Here is a 17,467-nt window from a genome sequence, read left to right on the forward strand (position 1 = left end):
TGATTTATGACTAGAGTATCAACAAATCCATTTCTTTTATTAATCCTCGTGATTTCTTTTTCTTGTGATGGGCAAGGCCAACCTACACCTTCTGACCCTGCCCAAGCCTTGAATCCCTATTCCAAGGGAAAAGTGGGAAATCCCGAAAATGTGGAGGCAGTAACTGAATCAGGCTTGGTGCTCATGGGAGGAAGTACTGATGTAGATGCGGCTATGAAGTGGATGATTGAGCGATCTGGAGGAGGAGATATGGTCATAATCCGTGCGAGCGGAGGAGATGGATACAATGATTATCTATTTGAAATGGGCGGGCTAAACTCCGTCGAAACGCTTCTGTTGAATTCCAGAGAATCAGCTAACAACGAACAGGTGTATCAGACCCTTAAAAATGCCGAAGCATTGTTCATTGCGGGAGGAGATCAGTCAGTTTACTTGGAAATGTGGGAGGGGACCTTGGTCGAAGAAGCCATTCAATACCTTATTCATGAAAAAAAAGTGCCTATTGGAGGAACTAGTGCTGGCTGTGCGATAATGGGTGAGTTTGTTTACACTGGCGAAAATGGTTCAATTGTTAGCCAGGAAGCATTGCAAAATCCATTTGATCGACGATTGACTGTCCGGAAATCCAGTCTAATTAATCATCCCTTTCTGAAAAACACCATCACCGATCAGCACTTCTATCAAAGAAACCGGGAAGGAAGATTGGTTAGTTTTTTAGCCCGGTTAAAACAGGTTTCAGCAAATAAACCGTTAAAAGCAATCGGTGTCGATGAACGAACTGCAGTTGTAATTGATAAAAATGGTTTCGCCCGTATATTGGGTCAATCCTATGCATACTTCCTGGAAGATAATCGCCCCGATGAGCAGCCAGAAAAGCTTCAAAGTACTTTTCCTCTAAATTGGAATTTAGGCCAACAAGCGCTGAAATATATATCTACAAATCAATCTGAGGCCCTCATTTTAGACTTATCCACTTGGGATTGGGAATGGGATGGTTTTTGGTTTGTTGAAGATGGCATTCTAAAAGTGAATTAATTCTCGTCTCTTTTTTGGTTGAACTGTCAATAAATTTTATTCCCAAACTCCCAAACCCCAAAGGGATGAAAAGATTTTAGAATCGAAGGGATGAAATGTTTTTGATAACAAGCGAGGGATTCTTGTTACAAACCCCGAAGGGGTGAAATGCAAAAAATAGGATAGGGTAATTTGAATAAAGATCTTAAGCTTAGGTTTTTTATGAAAAACTAATTTTGATTCAATATTTAACCTTTTTAATCATAGCTGACACTTTTCATCAGATTTATCTTCGCTGTCAAAGGAAGACAAAACCTGCTTCAAAAGCCTTGGTAGAGAGGAGGTTTTCAAATACATGGCTGGAATAATTACCAACAAAGGTCAGAAGTCAATTATCGTTAACGGCGTCCCTCATCATGTTCATGTTTTTGTCGGATTGAAACCTTCTCAATGCCATTTTTCCTCAGAAATATGGAGAAATCAATCTCCCGGATGATAAACCCGCTTGGCTTTTTTCATGACCTCTTCCTTGTCCAAAGTCATCGGCTTGAGGTCTCGATTTATAAAGCGCTCCATCTGGTCTGAAAAGTGTGGACTTTCGGGTCGGTTGCTTGTCCCATAGACATTGATGCTTTCCAATACGGGAAGTCCATCTCCAAACCGGACCATCAAAATGTAGGATTCTCCCTGCACGGCCTTTCGGGTTCCATTTTCCTGTGGGCTGCTCCGAATGGCAGCCAGCACATCGTCCAAGCCCCAAAGGGGCAAGATCTTCTCTCCACGGATTAGCTTTTGGTATTCTCCCAGGGTCACGATCGGCTTACCGAAATGAGTTTCAAAATGCTTTTTTGCCTCACGGATGCCTATCAGGGCCTCTTCTTCGGTCAGCTTTGTGTCAAAACTTCTGCCTGCCTTGGCAAACTGGTCCCACCAATAGTAATAAATAAAACCAAAGATCGCCGCGCCTTCACTATCTATTGCAGCTTCCCGATCCCAATTTTGAAGCCTGTGAATCTGCGATTTGATGTCCTCATTCGCTAGGGAATCCAAGGAGAAAAGGGAAGTCATGTCAGTGCGAAAAGCCAGGTTCCGAGGTAGGGTCTGGTCAAATTTGATCCGCTCAAAATCCTCCCAAGAGATCCTGCCTGTATCGGGCATCAGTTCTCTGAATCTGACGGAGCGATTGTTGTCTCTCAAGTCAAAACCCATTTCAACAGGATAATCCTCATAAAACAGGTTGTCTTCCAATCCACTGGCTTTAAATGGAGAATGGTTGGTGTTGAACAGGTATCCAGAACTTGGATTTACCTGCTGTGGAAGGTCTTGGAATGCGTGAAATTCTGTCCAAAGGGTATTTTTGGTGTTGCCCGGGACGGTACCTGAGTAGTCAAAGCCGGGAGTTCTTTTTGGTAAGAGCCCATTGCTGACGTAAAAAATCGTGTCGTATTTGTCTGCATAGACCGTGTTGAAATTGGTTAACTGCATGGAGTTCATGGCAGCTTTCCATTCGGAAAAGTTTTTGGCTTTGTTCATTCTCCACCATTGTTCCGGTGCTCCTATTCTCTCCAACGCACCCAATCGGATGGCAAATGCTCCCTGTTCTGTGATTAAAGTCGGGCCATGGATGCTTTTCCAAACTTTCTTCGGAACAGGAATTGTAATCCAATCCCAAAGTCGAACCTTCAGCCAGGCATAGTGTGATTCCAATTCCAGCCATTCTCCATCGACGAGGTATTCATTTTGGTCATCGGGATTGAGTTCTAGCTGATAGAGGTCCAGAAAATCTGGAGTATTTACCGTATGAGCCCACCCCAAATGTTCATTGGCTCCATGAAAAATCATGGCTCCGCCGGGGAAAAGCCCGCCCAGAATGTTCCAGCCTTCTTCCGATTGAAGATGGGCCTCATACCAGGCCACCGGACCTTCCAGAGGCTGGTGGGAATTGATAGCCAGGAAGGTTTCACCGGAATCTGTCCTGCTGGAATGAACCGCGATGGCATTGGACCCCTTGGGCATCGGGTCTTCAGGAATCATTTCCACATTTCCGCCCACGATTGCTTGCACGGCTCGGTCGGCACCGGACATCTGTGCAAGAGAAAGGATATAAGCCGAGACTATTTCTTTTGGGGTAATGGGGAATGCAGGCTGGTAGAGTACTTCTTCCGGATGAGCCAGGGCATAATCATTCATGCCAACAGCGTAGCCCTCCAAGACCTTTTTAAAATCAGGGGAGAAGGCCTCATCGTATCTTTCCTTTGCTATTTTTTTGGTTTCCAGTAAATGGACGAAGAAATCCACTCCTGCCCCTTGCTCACCGAAAACCCGGCCTGCCAAGGCTTTTCCTGCCAAAATGGTTTTCTGAATGGTCTCAAAATCATCTTCTGCGTGTGCCCAAGCCAGCCCGTAGGCTACGTCAGCATCTTTCTTTCCAAAAATATGAGGTACTCCAAACTCGTCTCGTACTATCTCAACCTGAGTAGTATCCCAGCCGGAGGGTTTTAAAACTCGCTGGCATGAGAAAGTGAAAAAGGAGAGGGTCAGAAGCAGCAGGGTAATTCTGGACATGAAGAGATGGTTTTTTTCTGAAAAGTAAAGATTCGGTCTTTAAGTTTAAAAAAACGTGATTTTATTCTTGGATGAGATGTTAAATAATTCTAACATTGTGTTAGAAATATATCACATATCGACATGAAAAATGTAATCGCCTTATTCGTCCTACTCGCCCTTCTGGCGATCACCTTGGTACTTTGGTTTAGCAAGGATTCCATGACAGGGTTTGACTTGGGGAGCTTAGGAATCATCTTGGTCATTGTAGCATTTGCTGTTTTTATTCTAGGGCGAAGGATAAAAAGCTGGAAATCAGGCGAGCCTCAGGAGGATGAACTGAGTAAAATGGTCATGCTGCGTACCTCCTCGCTTTCTTACTACATTTCCCTTTATTTCTGGGTTTTTCTGCTTTGGCTAAAAGACCAGGTAGCATTTGATCAGGAGGAGCTGATCGGGACCGGGATTTTGGGTATGGCTGTCATTTTTGCTTTGAGCTGGTTGTTTTTTCATTTTAGAGGTGTGCCCAATGACTAACCGAATCCGGGAATTCAGATTGCAAAAAGAAATGACGCAGGAAGACTTGGCAAAAAGAGTAAAGGTGAGAAGGGAGACGATCGTGTTTTTGGAGAAAAACAAGTACAACCCCTCCTTGAGACTGGCCTATGATTTGGCGCAGGTATTTGAAGTAAGAATTGAGGATTTATTCAGTTTTGAAGATGAAGAATGAAAAAGAAAAGTACCTCCCTATGTTTATTTCGGGTGGATTATTGCTTGGGGTTTTTTTAGGAATTACCCTGAGTATAATTAAGGACGATTTTGGTCTTTGGCTGTCTGTGGGAGTGGGTTTTGGAATGGCAGCAGGAAGCCTGTCTTATGTGATTTATGCTGCCAAAAAATAATAAAGCCGGCATCAAAGTGCCGGCTTTCGGGGTTGAAGCAACTTTCTCTTGGTTGATTTTATCTGAATTCGTAATCCACGCCATGGACCTGGGTAAGTAAAGTGGCGGGAGCATCCAACGCCACGGCAGATTTTGGTGGGATTGGAGTTACAGGTGAATTTTTCGCCAAATAGTTTTTCATAGCCTCATGAAGTGTATAGGCTGTATTTTCTGTATCCATTACTCCTTTGAATCGGCAAAGCATATCATCCGGATCTCCGTCCCGCTCACAGGCACAGATCGTGTAGACTCTTTCCATCTCCAGAGGCTTTCCATGAACCAAAGCTTTTTGAACCCGATGACCTTCTTCACCAAAGGCATTGAATTCGACTTCCATTCCTTTGAATTTGATCACCCATCCACCAAAACGCTTGGAGGCATCTTCTGCAAAGACATTGTTCAGTTCTTTTTCCAGCCAGTTTTTGATTTGGGTTCCAGTCACTTTTCCGGTACGGATCGTGCTGTCTACAGGAAGCATGTCGTAGATGAAGCCATGGGTAATCGGGATATTTCCGGTCTTGTCCGGGGTGGTTCTGGGGGGACAAAAGCGGAATCCGTTGGAAAGAACTATGTCCACCTCAGGTACTTGCCAATTGATGGCATCAAGAATCATGGTGTCAATGGGGTTTTCGATCACAAAGTACCGATAAAGGGGCACGGTACTATAGCCTGCAATCTGGTAAATATCCTCTTGGAAAGGTTGCTCATTTTGAGCAATCAATTGGGTCATTTTTTTGTCCGGAGCATTTTTTACAGCATCCACTTCCAAAAGGTCATAGCGGTCACTGACCACTTTTCCGTTTTCGATTTTTAATTCCAGTTTTCCTACAAAAGAACCAAAAGCTCCGGGTTCCACGACTTTGGCATACTTGGATTGGATGGGTTTTCTGACCCGCTCGTGGGTATCTCCTCCCAGAATATAATCCACTCCTTCACAGGCGGGCAGGTTGGCCAAATGCAGCTGCTGAGATAAACCCAGATGGGCAATAATGGCCACAAAGGCACATTTTTCCTGATTTCTCAGCACATCCACGTAGTGAGCCAGATTCTCTTCCGGCTTGGTGTAGATGATTCCCTTGCTGTAGTTAGGGGATTGTCGGATGGGGACAAGGTGATCGGTATAGCCCAAGAAACCTATTTTCACCCCATTAACAGTCCAGATATGGTAAGGCGGGAAGATGAGTTCACCCTTTTTTCCCTCACCCAAGTCATGGTACATATTGGCGCATACTTTTGGTGCATACAGAGACCCTAGGAGATGCTGCATGGCTTTTTTGTAATAGATCACCTCCCAGTTGCCAGGAAGATAAAGGTCGTAGCCCATCTCATTTAGTAGGGGTACCATGGCCTCACCGGTAGTTTTCACGGATAGTTCCGAGCCCTGAAACATATCTCCGGTGTCTATCAAGAAACTATGTTCGCTTTTCTTTCGGAGTTTCTCTACGAATGTTTTGAGATGCGCATAACCGCCTGTCTTGCGAAATACCGATTGTCCATTTTCCCAAAATAACTCATCATGAGGATGGATCTGGCAGTGGACGTCAGTGGTTTGTAAGATGGAAACGGTAAAGGAGGTAGGGATTTCTTTGGGAGATTTTTCTGGCTGGGTTGATGCAGAGGCGATTCCGGTAAGTCCGGTAGTGGCTCCCAAAGCACTCAACTGAGCTATGAATTTTCTTCTTGAGGATTTCATTTAGTAAGGTATTTCTGGGCTTATGTAAAGGGATCTAAAATTTTTCGGGTAAGGGAATACCTCCCCAAAATCTTTCGAAAAATAGAATTTAAGCCTTCAAAAATTCGGTGACAGGTGTCACAAAGCCAAAAAAAAAGGACCTCAGACAACTGAGGTCCTCTATTAAAGGTCAAATCAAAAGATCAACTATCAATTGGCTGCGGTAAATCTGACTACCTCATTTTTCATGGCCGGGATAGTTTGTAGGTATGCATAGATTGCTTTCAGGTCTTCTTCTTTCATTCCGGCATACATGGTCCATGGCATAATGGAATTGAATTCTCCTAGATTGACTTTTGGAATGACATAGCCGGAATCTGCATATTGTTTAAACCGCTGAATGAATATCTCTTCTGTCCAGTTTCCAATGCCGGTTTCCGCGTCAGGAGTAATATTGGAACTGGTTACCAACGAGCCATCAGGGAAAGGAAAGTCTCTGCCCCCTGAAAATGCAAATTCATGATTTATTACCCCTTGAGGAGTCATTCGGGTATGGCATTCAATGCACCCGGAAGCATTCACCAAATAGCCTCCGTAGGCAATCTGATCTGAAGGATCGGGTTTGGTCACCATCTCTGCATTTTGGGGCATGGTTCTCAGAATCAGGTTTACAGGGAAATCTGCCTTAGAATCAGGAATATCAGTTTCTACAGAAGGAATAGATCGGATATAGGCAATGATGTCGTAGATGTCTTCTGGATCCATTTTTCCATAATACATATAAGGCATCAGCGGAAACATGGCCCGGCCATCGTTGGTCACTCCTGTAGTGATCAGCCGGAATAGTTCACCGTCGGTGTAGTTTGAAATCCCGAATGGGGTAATGTTTTTTGCATAAAAAACACCCGGCAAGCCTATGCTGTGGTCAAATCGATCTCCCCCTGCACCCAAGGTTCCGGGAGTTGGAGGTCCGGAGAAAAGAGAAAAGTCGCGCTTGGAATGACAATCCATACAGACAGCCACGTGGTTTGCTAGGTAAGCGCCATTTTCTATCCTGTCAGGAGTGTATTCGATGGTGAGTTCAGGTGCCGGGTCTACCTTGGGAAAGGCAAATTGGAGAAAGGCTACCCCACAGATCCAGAGCAAAACAATAGCCCCTAGGAGGTAGGCTGCGATTTTAAATATTTTATTCATAGTGCTTTTGGCTTGGTTATCAGAAAGTTAATTTTTAGGATTTTGATTCGGAACCTCTGTCCATAAAAAGTTTTGTAAAAATCCGTAATTGTTATCTTTTTTCTTGGATAGTTTCAATTTGAAGAAATATTTAAAGGTTCTTGTGAAACAGATTTTGAATTTTCTTCTTCAAGGAAAAAAGACTTTCTATTTTCACAGCCAACAAACCATCAATCCCATGAACAAGCTCTTTCTAGTTGTATTTCTGATCTTGGTCTCGCCTGCGTTTAGCCAACAAAGTGAAGTTTTGAGTAAGTTGGACTCCAAAGCTGACTTTTATGGAGATATCGCCCGACAGATCTGGGCAAATCCAGAATTGGGCTACCTAGAGACCAATAGCTCCGCTTTGCTTCAAAAAACGCTAAGTGATGCAGGGTTTAAAGTGACTTCAGGGGTAGCTGATATTCCTACTGCATTTGTGGCAGAATATGGCTCAGGTAAACCGGTTATCGGCATTATGGCTGAATTCGATGCCTTACCGGGAGTGTCTCAAAAAGCGGTTCCTTTCCGTGAACCGGTAGTGGAAGGTGGAGCAGGTCACGCTTGCGGGCATCACCTTTTCGGGGCTGCTTCAGTGGCAGCTGGTATTACCGTGATGGAGTGGATGAAGGCTAATCAAATCTCCGGTACCATCCGCGTGTATGGAACCCCGGCAGAAGAAGGTGGTGGAGGCAAAGTCTATATGGCAAGAGCAGGTCTTATTTCCGATGTAGATGCCATGCTACACTGGCACCCAAGCTCTCAAAATGCAGCCGGCGCGACTTCATCCTTAGCCAATATTTCAACCAAGTTTAGATTTTACGGGGAGGCCTCTCATGCCGCTGCAGCGCCGGAGAGAGGTAAATCTGCCTTGGATGCAGTCGAGTCCATGAACTTCATGGTCAATCTGATGCGGGAGCACGTGCCGATGGAGACTCGAATGCACTACGTCATCACCCGGGGCGGTGAGGCTCCCAATGTCGTTCCTGCTTTTGCAGAGTCTTATCATTACGTGAGGCACCCGGATGCCCAGGTGGTCAAGGAGATTTTTGACCGAATGGTCAAGGCAGCCGAAGGGGCAGCTTTGGGCACTCAAACGCGAATGGAATACGAGATCATTAATGGCGTATATAACCTTCTTCCCAATGAAACCCTTGCACGAATCATGCATAAAAATCTAGAGTTGGTGGGTGGAGTGAATTATACTCCTGAGGAGAGAAAATTTGCAGAGGATATCATCAAGACTTTTCCCTCTGGAGTAAAAGCTTCTCCTGAGGATGCTACCAAAATAGCGCCGTTTCTGGTGGAAGAGAAAGGCGGCGGAGGTTCTACAGACGTGGGTGATATCAGCTGGTTGGTTCCTACTGTGGGACTTGGAGCAGCGACTTGGGTTCCGGGCACTTCAGCTCACACTTGGCAAGCAGTGGCTGCCGGAGGGATGAGCATTGGACAAAAAGGAATGCTCGTGGCTGCAAAAACTCTCACTCTCACGGCTATGGATATTTTCCAAAACCCTTCCGTAACTCAGACTGCTTTGGATGAGCTGAATCGAAGAAGAGGGGCTGACTTTACTTACGAGGCCTTGGTAGGTGACAGAAGCGCACCTTTGGATTACAGAAAATAATTTTCCCTTGAAAACTTCCTTGGCTCGCGCTTTATTCCTTCTTATTGTTTTTCATTTTGGTTTTTCAGGTTTTCCTGAAGCAGCATCTGCTATTCAGACCCCAGGAAAGCCTTCGGAAAAACCAAAAATTGGACTTGTGCTGAGTGGAGGCGGGGCAAAAGGAATGGCTCACATAGGAGTCCTGCGAGCCATGGAGAAAGCGGGTATCCGTCCGGATTACATTGTGGGAACTAGCATGGGGTCGGTTGTAGGGGGATTGTATGCGATGGGCTACAATGCCGACGAGCTGGAGCAAATCATCAGATCTATAGATTGGGACTTGATTATTTCCAATCGGGTGGGCTTTGAAACCATTGCCTTCGAAGAGAAAGAATACTACAACCGATATCTCATTGAGCTTCCTTTGGTCAATGGTAAAGTGTCTCTACCCTCAGGATTGATCGAAGGTCAGATGCTCTCAGAGGTACTGCACTATTTCACCTGGCCGGCAAATCAGTTTTCGGATTTTGACGACTTGCCGATTCCTTTTCGGTGCATTGCCACAGATGTCAGTACCGGAGAGCCAGTGGTTTTTTCCAAAGGATATCTTCATGATGCACTGAGATCAAGTATTGCAATACCCACAGCATTCACGGCTTTTCAGCTGGATTCTACCATTGTAGTGGACGGGGGAGTGGTGAACAACTTCCCGGTAGATGTCGCCAAAGAAATGGGGGCTGAATTTATCATCGGAGTCAACGTGAGTGACGAAGACTTCATTGATTCCAAGAAACTCGAAGGTTTTGGAGCCATTCTCATGCAGCTTTCTATGGCCAAGTCCTTGGCAAAGACAAGAGAGAATATCGAACAAACTGACATCTACATCAAGCCGGATTTGGGACCTTATTCTACCGGTAGTTTTGGTAGTTTTGATAAAATCCTTCGTCTAGGAGATGAGACTGGGGAAAAGTTTCTGCCTTTATTTCAGCGACTAGCTGACAGCTTACAGCTTGATTCTCCCTCTCCGGGTATTGGAATGGAGGCAATGTCCTCCAAAATAAGGAGGATAGAGGTTCAAGGAAATTCTATTTTCCCTTCCTCTTTGATTCTTTCGAAACTGGGAATAAAATCCGGAGAATCCGTTACCCGCGACATGGTCGAGGAAGGGATTCAGCGGGTCTTTGGGATCAATGGATTTTATAAAGTGGATTATTCCATGAGATGGCTGGGAGAAAATACCTATGACCTTATCATCCGGGTAAAAGAGAAATCCTCTAAGCTTTTCAGCTTTGCTTTTCATTACGATAATCAGTTTTCGGCGGGAATCCTGCTCAATTTCACAGCTCGAGATTTCATTGGGAAATCCTCCAGGACAGTATTTGTGGGTGATGTGTCAGCCAATCCTAAGTTTAGGGTGGATCATTACAAATACATTGGAAGAGAAAAGAAATTTGCACTAAATGCCCGCTACAACTTCCTCAATCAGGAACTTCCAGAGTACGAAGGAGGTAGAGAAGTCAATATAAATGTTGAAAGAAACCAGAGGGCAGAGCTTCAATTAATCTCTACTTCCTCTCTGAAAGAGGCTTGGTATGTGGGGGGTGTTTTTGAGACATCCAGCTCAAAAGTAAGGCTCAATCCGACAGTCCCAGAGGATATCAAAAATGCGTTCCAGTCCCATTTGGGGTTTAGGGTGAGGTACTATCGCAACTCCCAGAATGACAGGAATTTTCCGACCCGTGGTGCAGAAGGATTGATCGAAGGGACTTTTAATTTCAAAAACTGGGTAGGCATCAATCTTAGAGCGGGAGTAGATTCGGTGTTTTTCAATTTTGACGGAGTTCAGGTGGGTTTTCCTGAAAGTTTTGTGGACCTGTTGGCCGAGTCCCTTACTCCGGACCCTTACCTGAGTATGTATGGAAGATATTCCAAACTGCTTCCGCTTAGCCGCCGATTTCAGGTCCAGCCGATCGTCGCTGGATCTATTACGCTATCAAATAATGAGGGCGTAAAATCGTTTCAGGAATTTTATCTGGGAGGCTATCAGAATATCCGATTCAATGATACCCGGTTTTGGGGGCTCAATTATGCAGAAGTCACCACTTCCAATTTTCTGAAATTGGGCTTGGATGTCCAATTCATCCCCTTAAACAAGATCTTTGTAAGAGCTGGAATCAACAGTGTGGGATTCAGCGATGCAGATCCAATTTCCGATGGCAAATGGGCCGATGAAATATTCCAAGATGAGGTTTATTTCGGGTATGGGGCAGATATCTCTTACCAATCCATACTGGGTCCGATCTCCTTTGGAATCAGCTCCAATACCACGGATAAGAGGTTTAGATCTTACTTTTCCTTAGGGTTTTCTTTGAACCAAACTGATCGATAGATTAGGCTTCAAATTTTTTTCCGCTGGTGGAATTACATCCTTCATTTTCCAACTCTTTTTTAAAATAATCTAACTTGTAAAGAATATTTCTTTTCCCTAATTCGAAATCATGGATAGACGCAAATCATTGAAAATCATCGGAGGTTCGGTGGCTGGAATTGCAGGATTGGTCTTCGCAGACTGGAAATGGCAAATCGTAGATCGCCTGACCCACGCGGGCTTTTTCTCTTTCGAGGAGGAGCAATTGATTTCGGCAATCGCTGAAACCTTTATTCCCGAGGGCTTGCCTCCCATCTTGCCTATTCCTGATGCCCAGCCCATAGGTGCAATCAGTACCGGGACAGACCAGTTTTTGATCAAGCTCTTCGAAAAATGCTACGAAAAAGAAGATCAGGATTTGATCAAGACCCAGTTGAAATCCTTGGGAAAAGCTGGTTTTTTGGACCTTTCCCAAGAGGAAAAAGAGAAAAGCTTGCTCGCACTCAAAGACTCCGGGGTAGAGGAGGAAGAAAAGTTCTACAGTTTAATGCGATCCAATACGATCATGGGCTTTACCACAGTTAAGGAAGTCATGGTCAATTACCGGGATTATAAAGTAGCTCCCGGCTACTATCATGGATGTGTGGATGTGCCTATTTCTTAAAGAAGGATCATGGAAAAGATAACCATAGAAGTTTCCAAAAGTGTAGCTAATGCTTGGAATGCATTGGAGGATAAAAAGAAAAAAGAAATCAATGAATTGGTTTCTAAAATCATTTCCCAGAGCGAAAAATCTAAAAACATAGATTACTGGGAGAGACTGAGAGAAATTCGCAAAAATGCATCTGAGAAAGGATTGACGGAGGATATTCTCAATCAGATACTGAATGAGGATTAAGATAATATTTGATACCAACTGTCTTGTCAGCACCCTCCTTTCTCCCGATTCAAGGGTTGCAGATTCGTTCAGGAGGGGGCTTGAAATTGGAGTTTTGCTGACTTCTGACGAATGTTTCAAGGAAGTAGTTGGGGTTCTTCAAAGGCCCAAATTCAGAAAGTATTACAGTAATGATGAATTGTTGTTTTTCCAAAGTATTCTGGTGAAGGAGCTTCAGTTTCAACTTGTGAAAAGTAATGTTTCAATCTGTAGAGATCCAAAGGACGATAAGTTTCTTAATCTAGCCCTTGAAAGTCAGGCTGATTTCCTAATCACGGGAGATAATGACCTGCTCACTTTAAAAAGATTCCACAATACTGAAATTATCTCTCCACGAGAATTCCTTGAAAAATTTAAGTAAGCAAAAAATAATAAGCCCATGTCCAACCTTAATTTGAAAGTTAAACAAAACAACACCTACGACGCCATTGTGATCGGTTCTGGGGCTTCGGGCGGCTGGGCTGCCAAAGAACTTTGCGAAAAAGGCCTAAAAACACTCGTGCTAGAGCGTGGAAGGATGGTCCGGCATATCGAAGATTATCCCACCGCTTCCAAAGCCCCTTGGGAATTTGAGTTCCGAGGCGTAGTTCCGATCGAAAAAAGATCCGGTGTGGGTGCTGCCAATTGGAGACGCGAGGAAACGATGCACTGGGCTTTGGCTGAAGACGAACAGCCTTACATCGAAGAGAAGCCATTCCGTTGGTTTCGGGGCTATCATGTAGGAGGTAAGTCCCTGCTTTGGGCTCGGGGCACTCAGCGCTGGTCGGATTTTGACTGGGAGGGCCCTGCGCGTGATGGCTATGCAGTAGACTGGCCGATCCGATACAAGGACATGGAGCCTTGGTACACCTATGTCGAGACTTTTGTTGGCTTTGCGGGAAGTCGGGATGGTCTGGATGTACTCCCAAATCAGGTGGTGCAGCCGGGATTCGAGTTGAGCTGTGTGGAGCAGTACTACAAGGAAAAGCTGAAGGAGCTGTATGGGAATGAGCGACATTTGATCCAGGGACGTTGTGCTCATTTGACCGATCCACAGCAGATTCACAAAGATCAAGGCCGGAATAAGTGCCAAAATCAAAACATGTGCAATCGGGGATGTGTCTATGGAGGGTATTTCTCCGCCAATGCATCCACTTTGCCTTGGGCAGAGAAAACCGGGAATTTGACAATCCGCCCGGATTCTGTAGTAGAATCGATTTTATACGATGAGCAAAAGGGAAAAGCCATCGGGGTTCGGGTGATTGACCGACATACCAAGGAAGCGATCGAGTTTTATGCCAAAATCATCTTTGTCAATGCTTCCACGATCAATTCCAATTCGATTTTGCTCAATTCCAAGTCTTCCCGCTTCCCTAACGGACTAGGGAATGACAATGGTTTGATGGGGAAATTCATCACATGCCACAATTACCGAGGTAGTGGAAATGCCATTTTTGAGGGATTTCAGGATAAATTCAATGACGGCAAGAATCCCGGACACGCCTATGTGCCCCGCTTCCGGAATGTCTATCGGCAGGAGACCGACTTTCTGAGAGGCTATGCGATCGGGATGTCAGCCAGCAGGCAATTGGATGGAAACGGAGAACTGATCGGAGATGCTTTGCGAGACAGTCTGCTCAATCCGAAATATGGAGTTTGGAGCATGGCAGCTTGGATGCAGGGAGAAATGGTCCCAGAGGAATCCAACCATATGCGATTGAGTGAAACCGAGAAAGACAAGTACGGAATTCCAAAAATCATTATGTCTGTGGAGTGGAAAGAAAATGATGATAAAATGACACGCGATTTTGTGGAGCAGCAGAGTGAGATGTTTGAGCGGATGGGCTTCAAAAATATCAATGTGGTAGATCGGGGATCTCCTCCTGGGTCGGATATTCATGAGATGGGTGGAGTAAGAATGGGTAATGATCCCAAGACTTCTTTGCTAAACAAATACAATCAACTGCATGCCTGCAAGAATGTCTTTGTGACAGATGGAGCCTGTATGACCAGTGCGAGTACACAGAACCCCACTTTGACATTTATGACCCTGACTGCCCGAGCTGCCAATCACGCAGTGGAGGAGTTGAAAAAAATGAATTTGTAAAATGCTCTCACAGATTTCACAGATGTTCACGGATGATTTTTTATCTGTGTTCATCTGAGTCATCTGTGAGAAATAACTTCCCAAAAACCTATGAAAAAGGCCTTGCTCTTCATCGCTCTCACCTTGGTGTGGATCATCATCCCTCCCCAAACCCATGCCCAGAAAAAAGGCGACCCTATGCTTCAGGTTCCTCTTGGCTTTGCCTCCTATACTTTCCGAAATCAATGGAAAAATGGAGTTCCTGAAGCACTGGATATCATCCAGCAAATGGGCTTTACCGAGTTTGAAGGAGGTGCACCACAAGGGGTGAGTGTGGAGGATTTTAAGCAGATGCTGGCTGATCGGGGCATTTCTTTACCCTCAACAGGCACGGGTTTCGAGCAATTGGAGTCAGACCCGCAGGCAGTGGCAGATCGGGCCAAAGCGCTGGGAGCCAAGTATGTCATGTGCGCTTGGATTCCGCATAAGACAGGTCAATTCTCCAAGGCCGATGCCGATCGTGCGATCAAGGCTTTCAATGAAGGGGGCAAAGTCCTCAAAGAAAATGGAATCACGTTCAAATATCATGTGCACGGATACGAGTTTCAGCCTTATGGCAAGGAAACCCTTTTTGATTACTTGGTAGAAAATACCGATCCTAAGTACGTCTCTCTGCAAATGGACGTGATGTGGACCCATTTTGGTGGAGGGGATCCTGCTGCACTTTTGAAAAAATATGGTAAGCGATGGGTGTCACTTCATCTGAAGGATTTCAAAAAAGGAGCTCCAAAGGATATGACTGGACTCACCGGACCGGAGAATGATGTCCCACTGGGCGAGGGTGAATTGGATTTTCCGGCCATTCTCAGGGAGGCTAATAAGATCGGAATCAAGCACATGTTTATTGAAGATGAAAGCGATCATGAGTTGGAAGCTTTGCCAAAAAGTATCGCATATTTAAAAAGCTTGAAATATTGAATCAGGCTGGATTCCTGGATGTAAGCCTTTGATTGCAAGGGGTTTGATTTATTAATTTTTTCTTGATTACAAATTTTTTTTATGATTTTTCAAACTAAAGGCCAATGAACCTGTTTTTAGGCATATCGTGTCTAAAATGCGCTTATTATCCTCTTTATTTATTTTTATCATTTTGCTTGGTCCAATTGTGAATTCTCTGAATGCAATAGACTGGGTGGATGATTATTATGGATTTAATCTGGTTGAGATTTTGGAAATAGAAGAGGAAAGAAAAGAGAGCAAGGACAAAACCAAGTTTGTGCTGGAAACAGAACCTGTACTTCTCGGATTTTCCGGAATTTTCGTTTCAGAAGTGGCCGAGTTAAGTGTCAATCAATTTCCCGCAGGCTTTTTATTTAGGGTTGATTTCCCTCCCGAATCCCAGTGATTTTTCTAGTTGAGTGAATCAATTTCTTCACTCTAAATCCCAGTATTCTTTGTTTTCAGATCCTTTCTTATTGGAAAGTAAATCGTGATACTTCCAATTCTTGCTTTGTCCATCGGTTGATGGGGTACGGGCAAGGTGGGAAACCTCCGGTCTTTTCTAAATCAAAAGAGGGCCTGAAGCCTATTTCAATTCCTAAAATTTCAAAAATGAAAATTAAATTAATTTATATCATTCTGGTTGCCCTGTTTGTAAGTCCGGGCAACTTATTTGGGCAGGTAATTTCCCCTGAAGTTTCAGAGTTTCTAAAGTTGGAGCAAAACCAATATTTCGCAAATCGTGACAGTGCCTATGCTGACCCTGTTTATGGACTGAAGAAGCTTATTTATGGTAACCGTCGATTTGCTGAGGATAAAAGTATCAATCCAAGACAAACCGATCAGGACCTAAAAAACACCGAGGCAGGTCAGGCTCCTTTTGCCATTATCATCGGATGTGCGGATAGCCGGGTGCCCAACGAAATCATCTTCGATCAGGGAGTGGGCGATCTTTTTATCACTCGAACAGCCGGTCAGGTGATGGCTGAAGCTTCCTATGGTACAATCGAATATGCTGTGGAAGTGTTGAAAACCCGTCTCATCGTGGTCTTGGGTCATCAATCTTGCGGCGCTGTAGATGCGGCAATGAAGCTGCCTGCCAACCCTCCGGGCCATGTGGTTACGCTGATTAATTCAATCAAGCCTGCCTCTCTCCGGGCAAAAGCGCAAAATCTTCCGGCCAAGGAGGCTTTGGATGTGGCTATCAGAGAGAATGTAATTGAGCAGGTAAAAATGCTCCGCGGATTGGAACCGGTACTCAGCAGGAAGTTTGACGGAGAGGATATTCTCATCGTGGGAGCGGTTTATGATTTGCAGACAGGCTACGTTAATTTTATCGAGGAGACCATCACTTCATTGCCTGCCTTTTCGCAAAAACTGGCTTCCAAATAGTCTCAAAATTTGAAAGTAAAAGAAATGAAAAGAATCCTAATCCTTTTTTTCATGCTCTTCCTGGCCTCCCCCTCATGGGTGCGGGCTCAGGTAGATGAAGATCAGTTGGGGGCTTGGTACATGTATTTCTTTACCAAAAAGTTGGGGGACAAAGGCTTTGGGATTCAGGGGGATTATCAGTTCCGGTATTGGGATTTGGGGAGTGATCGGGAGCAGCTGCTGCTCAGGACGGGGTTCACCTATCGACCCAAAAAGGCCGACGTGATGTTTACCTTGGGCTATGCCTTTATTTCCTCGGGGGAGTTTGGAGAAAGCAGAAACTCAGTTCCCGAAAACCGGATTTACCAAGAGGCTCTCCTACCTCAAAAGGTCGGGGGTAGAGTTTTCCTCACCCATCGCTTTCGCTATGAACAACGCTGGGTGGAAAATCAGGATTTTCGTACCCGCTATCGGTACAATCTTTTCCTCAACCTTCCTCTCAATGGAACCGAGCTGAAGAAGAATGTAGTCTATCTGGCTTTATACAATGAGATTTTCATCAACGGGCAGACAGATATCGGAGACGGGAGAGTGGTCGAGCGATTTGACCGAAACCGTACCTATTTGGGGCTCGGTTATGGACTGAGAAACAACCTGCGCATGCAAGGCGGCTGGATGAATCAGACCACTAGCCAAGTCAGCAAAGGTCAGTTGCAGCTGAGTCTGCATCATAGTTTCTAA

Annotated in this window: 17 protein-coding genes and 1 pseudogene; 15 read left to right on the forward strand and 3 right to left on the reverse strand. The window is 44.8% G+C overall.

The window, feature by feature from the left end:
- Positions 1-6 precede the first annotated feature (6 nt).
- Positions 7-1,035: a cyanophycinase gene (locus AAA938_RS06930; RefSeq protein WP_338227902.1), complete on the forward strand. Its 1,029-nt coding sequence runs from the start codon at positions 7-9 to the stop codon at positions 1,033-1,035.
- Positions 1,036-1,281: 246 nt separating this feature from the next.
- A pseudogene (locus AAA938_RS20260) lies at positions 1,282-1,462 on the forward strand (transposase); the annotation flags it as partial.
- A 32-nt stretch (positions 1,463-1,494) separates the two neighbouring features.
- Here AAA938_RS20260 and AAA938_RS06935 read toward each other — a convergent pair.
- Positions 1,495-3,579 carry an acylase gene (locus AAA938_RS06935; RefSeq protein ID WP_338227903.1) on the reverse strand — a complete coding sequence of 695 codons (2,085 nt, stop codon included), beginning with the start codon at positions 3,577-3,579 and terminating at the stop codon, positions 1,495-1,497.
- Positions 3,580-3,702: 123 nt separating this feature from the next.
- Between AAA938_RS06935 and AAA938_RS06940 the strand changes: the two genes are divergently transcribed.
- Genes AAA938_RS06940 through AAA938_RS06950 form a run of 3 tightly spaced genes read left to right on the forward strand, consistent with a single transcriptional unit; the run spans position 3,703 to position 4,460 of the window.
- Positions 3,703-4,095: a hypothetical protein gene (locus AAA938_RS06940; protein WP_338227904.1), complete on the forward strand. Its 393-nt coding sequence runs from the start codon at positions 3,703-3,705 to the stop codon at positions 4,093-4,095.
- The gene (locus tag AAA938_RS06945) at positions 4,088-4,288 is read left to right on the forward strand and encodes a helix-turn-helix transcriptional regulator (protein WP_338227905.1); all 201 of its coding nucleotides are present in this window, start codon (positions 4,088-4,090) and stop codon (positions 4,286-4,288) included. The genes AAA938_RS06940 and AAA938_RS06945 overlap by 8 nt, the downstream gene beginning before the upstream one ends.
- Positions 4,278-4,460, forward strand: a complete 183-nt coding sequence (locus AAA938_RS06950) for a hypothetical protein (RefSeq protein ID WP_338227906.1) — start codon at positions 4,278-4,280, stop codon at positions 4,458-4,460. Before AAA938_RS06945 ends, AAA938_RS06950 begins: the two co-directional genes overlap by 11 nt.
- A gap of 58 nt (positions 4,461-4,518) precedes the next feature.
- On the opposite strand, the gene AAA938_RS06955 is transcribed toward AAA938_RS06950, so the two are convergent.
- Positions 4,519-6,192 carry a bifunctional metallophosphatase/5'-nucleotidase gene (locus AAA938_RS06955; protein ID WP_338227907.1) on the reverse strand — a complete coding sequence of 558 codons (1,674 nt, stop codon included), beginning with the start codon at positions 6,190-6,192 and terminating at the stop codon, positions 4,519-4,521.
- A 189-nt stretch (positions 6,193-6,381) separates the two neighbouring features.
- Positions 6,382-7,365 carry a c-type cytochrome gene (locus tag AAA938_RS06960; RefSeq protein ID WP_338227908.1) on the reverse strand — a complete coding sequence of 328 codons (984 nt, stop codon included), beginning with the start codon at positions 7,363-7,365 and terminating at the stop codon, positions 6,382-6,384.
- A gap of 217 nt (positions 7,366-7,582) precedes the next feature.
- Here AAA938_RS06960 and AAA938_RS06965 point away from each other — a divergent pair, with 217 nt between their 5' ends.
- The 10 genes from AAA938_RS06965 to AAA938_RS07010 all read left to right on the forward strand — a co-directional run bounded on the left by AAA938_RS06965 (position 7,583) and on the right by AAA938_RS07010 (position 17,467).
- On the forward strand, positions 7,583-9,007 hold the full coding sequence (locus AAA938_RS06965; RefSeq protein ID WP_338227909.1) for an amidohydrolase: 1,425 nt from the start codon (positions 7,583-7,585) through the stop codon (positions 9,005-9,007).
- A 7-nt stretch (positions 9,008-9,014) separates the two neighbouring features.
- The gene (locus AAA938_RS06970) at positions 9,015-11,375 is read left to right on the forward strand and encodes a patatin-like phospholipase family protein (RefSeq protein WP_338227910.1); all 2,361 of its coding nucleotides are present in this window, start codon (positions 9,015-9,017) and stop codon (positions 11,373-11,375) included.
- Between the two features lie 109 nt (positions 11,376-11,484).
- Positions 11,485-12,018 carry a gluconate 2-dehydrogenase subunit 3 family protein gene (locus AAA938_RS06975; RefSeq protein WP_338227911.1) on the forward strand — a complete coding sequence of 178 codons (534 nt, stop codon included), beginning with the start codon at positions 11,485-11,487 and terminating at the stop codon, positions 12,016-12,018.
- A gap of 9 nt (positions 12,019-12,027) precedes the next feature.
- Positions 12,028-12,252: a hypothetical protein gene (locus AAA938_RS06980; protein ID WP_338227912.1), complete on the forward strand. Its 225-nt coding sequence runs from the start codon at positions 12,028-12,030 to the stop codon at positions 12,250-12,252.
- Positions 12,242-12,652, forward strand: a complete 411-nt coding sequence (locus AAA938_RS06985) for a putative toxin-antitoxin system toxin component, PIN family (protein ID WP_338227913.1) — start codon at positions 12,242-12,244, stop codon at positions 12,650-12,652. The genes AAA938_RS06980 and AAA938_RS06985 overlap by 11 nt, the downstream gene beginning before the upstream one ends.
- 18 nt (positions 12,653-12,670) lie before the next feature.
- Positions 12,671-14,377 (forward strand): GMC oxidoreductase, encoded by a 1,707-nt coding sequence (locus AAA938_RS06990; RefSeq protein ID WP_338227914.1) that lies wholly within the window; start codon positions 12,671-12,673, stop codon positions 14,375-14,377.
- Positions 14,378-14,467: 90 nt separating this feature from the next.
- On the forward strand, positions 14,468-15,334 hold the full coding sequence (locus AAA938_RS06995) for a sugar phosphate isomerase/epimerase family protein (protein ID WP_338227915.1): 867 nt from the start codon (positions 14,468-14,470) through the stop codon (positions 15,332-15,334).
- A gap of 187 nt (positions 15,335-15,521) precedes the next feature.
- Positions 15,522-15,761 carry a hypothetical protein gene (locus tag AAA938_RS07000; RefSeq protein WP_338227916.1) on the forward strand — a complete coding sequence of 80 codons (240 nt, stop codon included), beginning with the start codon at positions 15,522-15,524 and terminating at the stop codon, positions 15,759-15,761.
- 206 nt (positions 15,762-15,967) lie between these two features.
- The gene (locus AAA938_RS07005) at positions 15,968-16,747 is read left to right on the forward strand and encodes a carbonic anhydrase (RefSeq protein ID WP_338227917.1); all 780 of its coding nucleotides are present in this window, start codon (positions 15,968-15,970) and stop codon (positions 16,745-16,747) included.
- 24 nt (positions 16,748-16,771) lie between these two features.
- On the forward strand, positions 16,772-17,467 hold the full coding sequence (locus AAA938_RS07010) for a DUF2490 domain-containing protein (RefSeq protein WP_338227918.1): 696 nt from the start codon (positions 16,772-16,774) through the stop codon (positions 17,465-17,467).

This window comes from Algoriphagus taiwanensis, assembly GCF_036245645.1.
Classification (GTDB): Bacteria; Bacteroidota; Bacteroidia; order Cytophagales; family Cyclobacteriaceae; genus Algoriphagus; species Algoriphagus taiwanensis.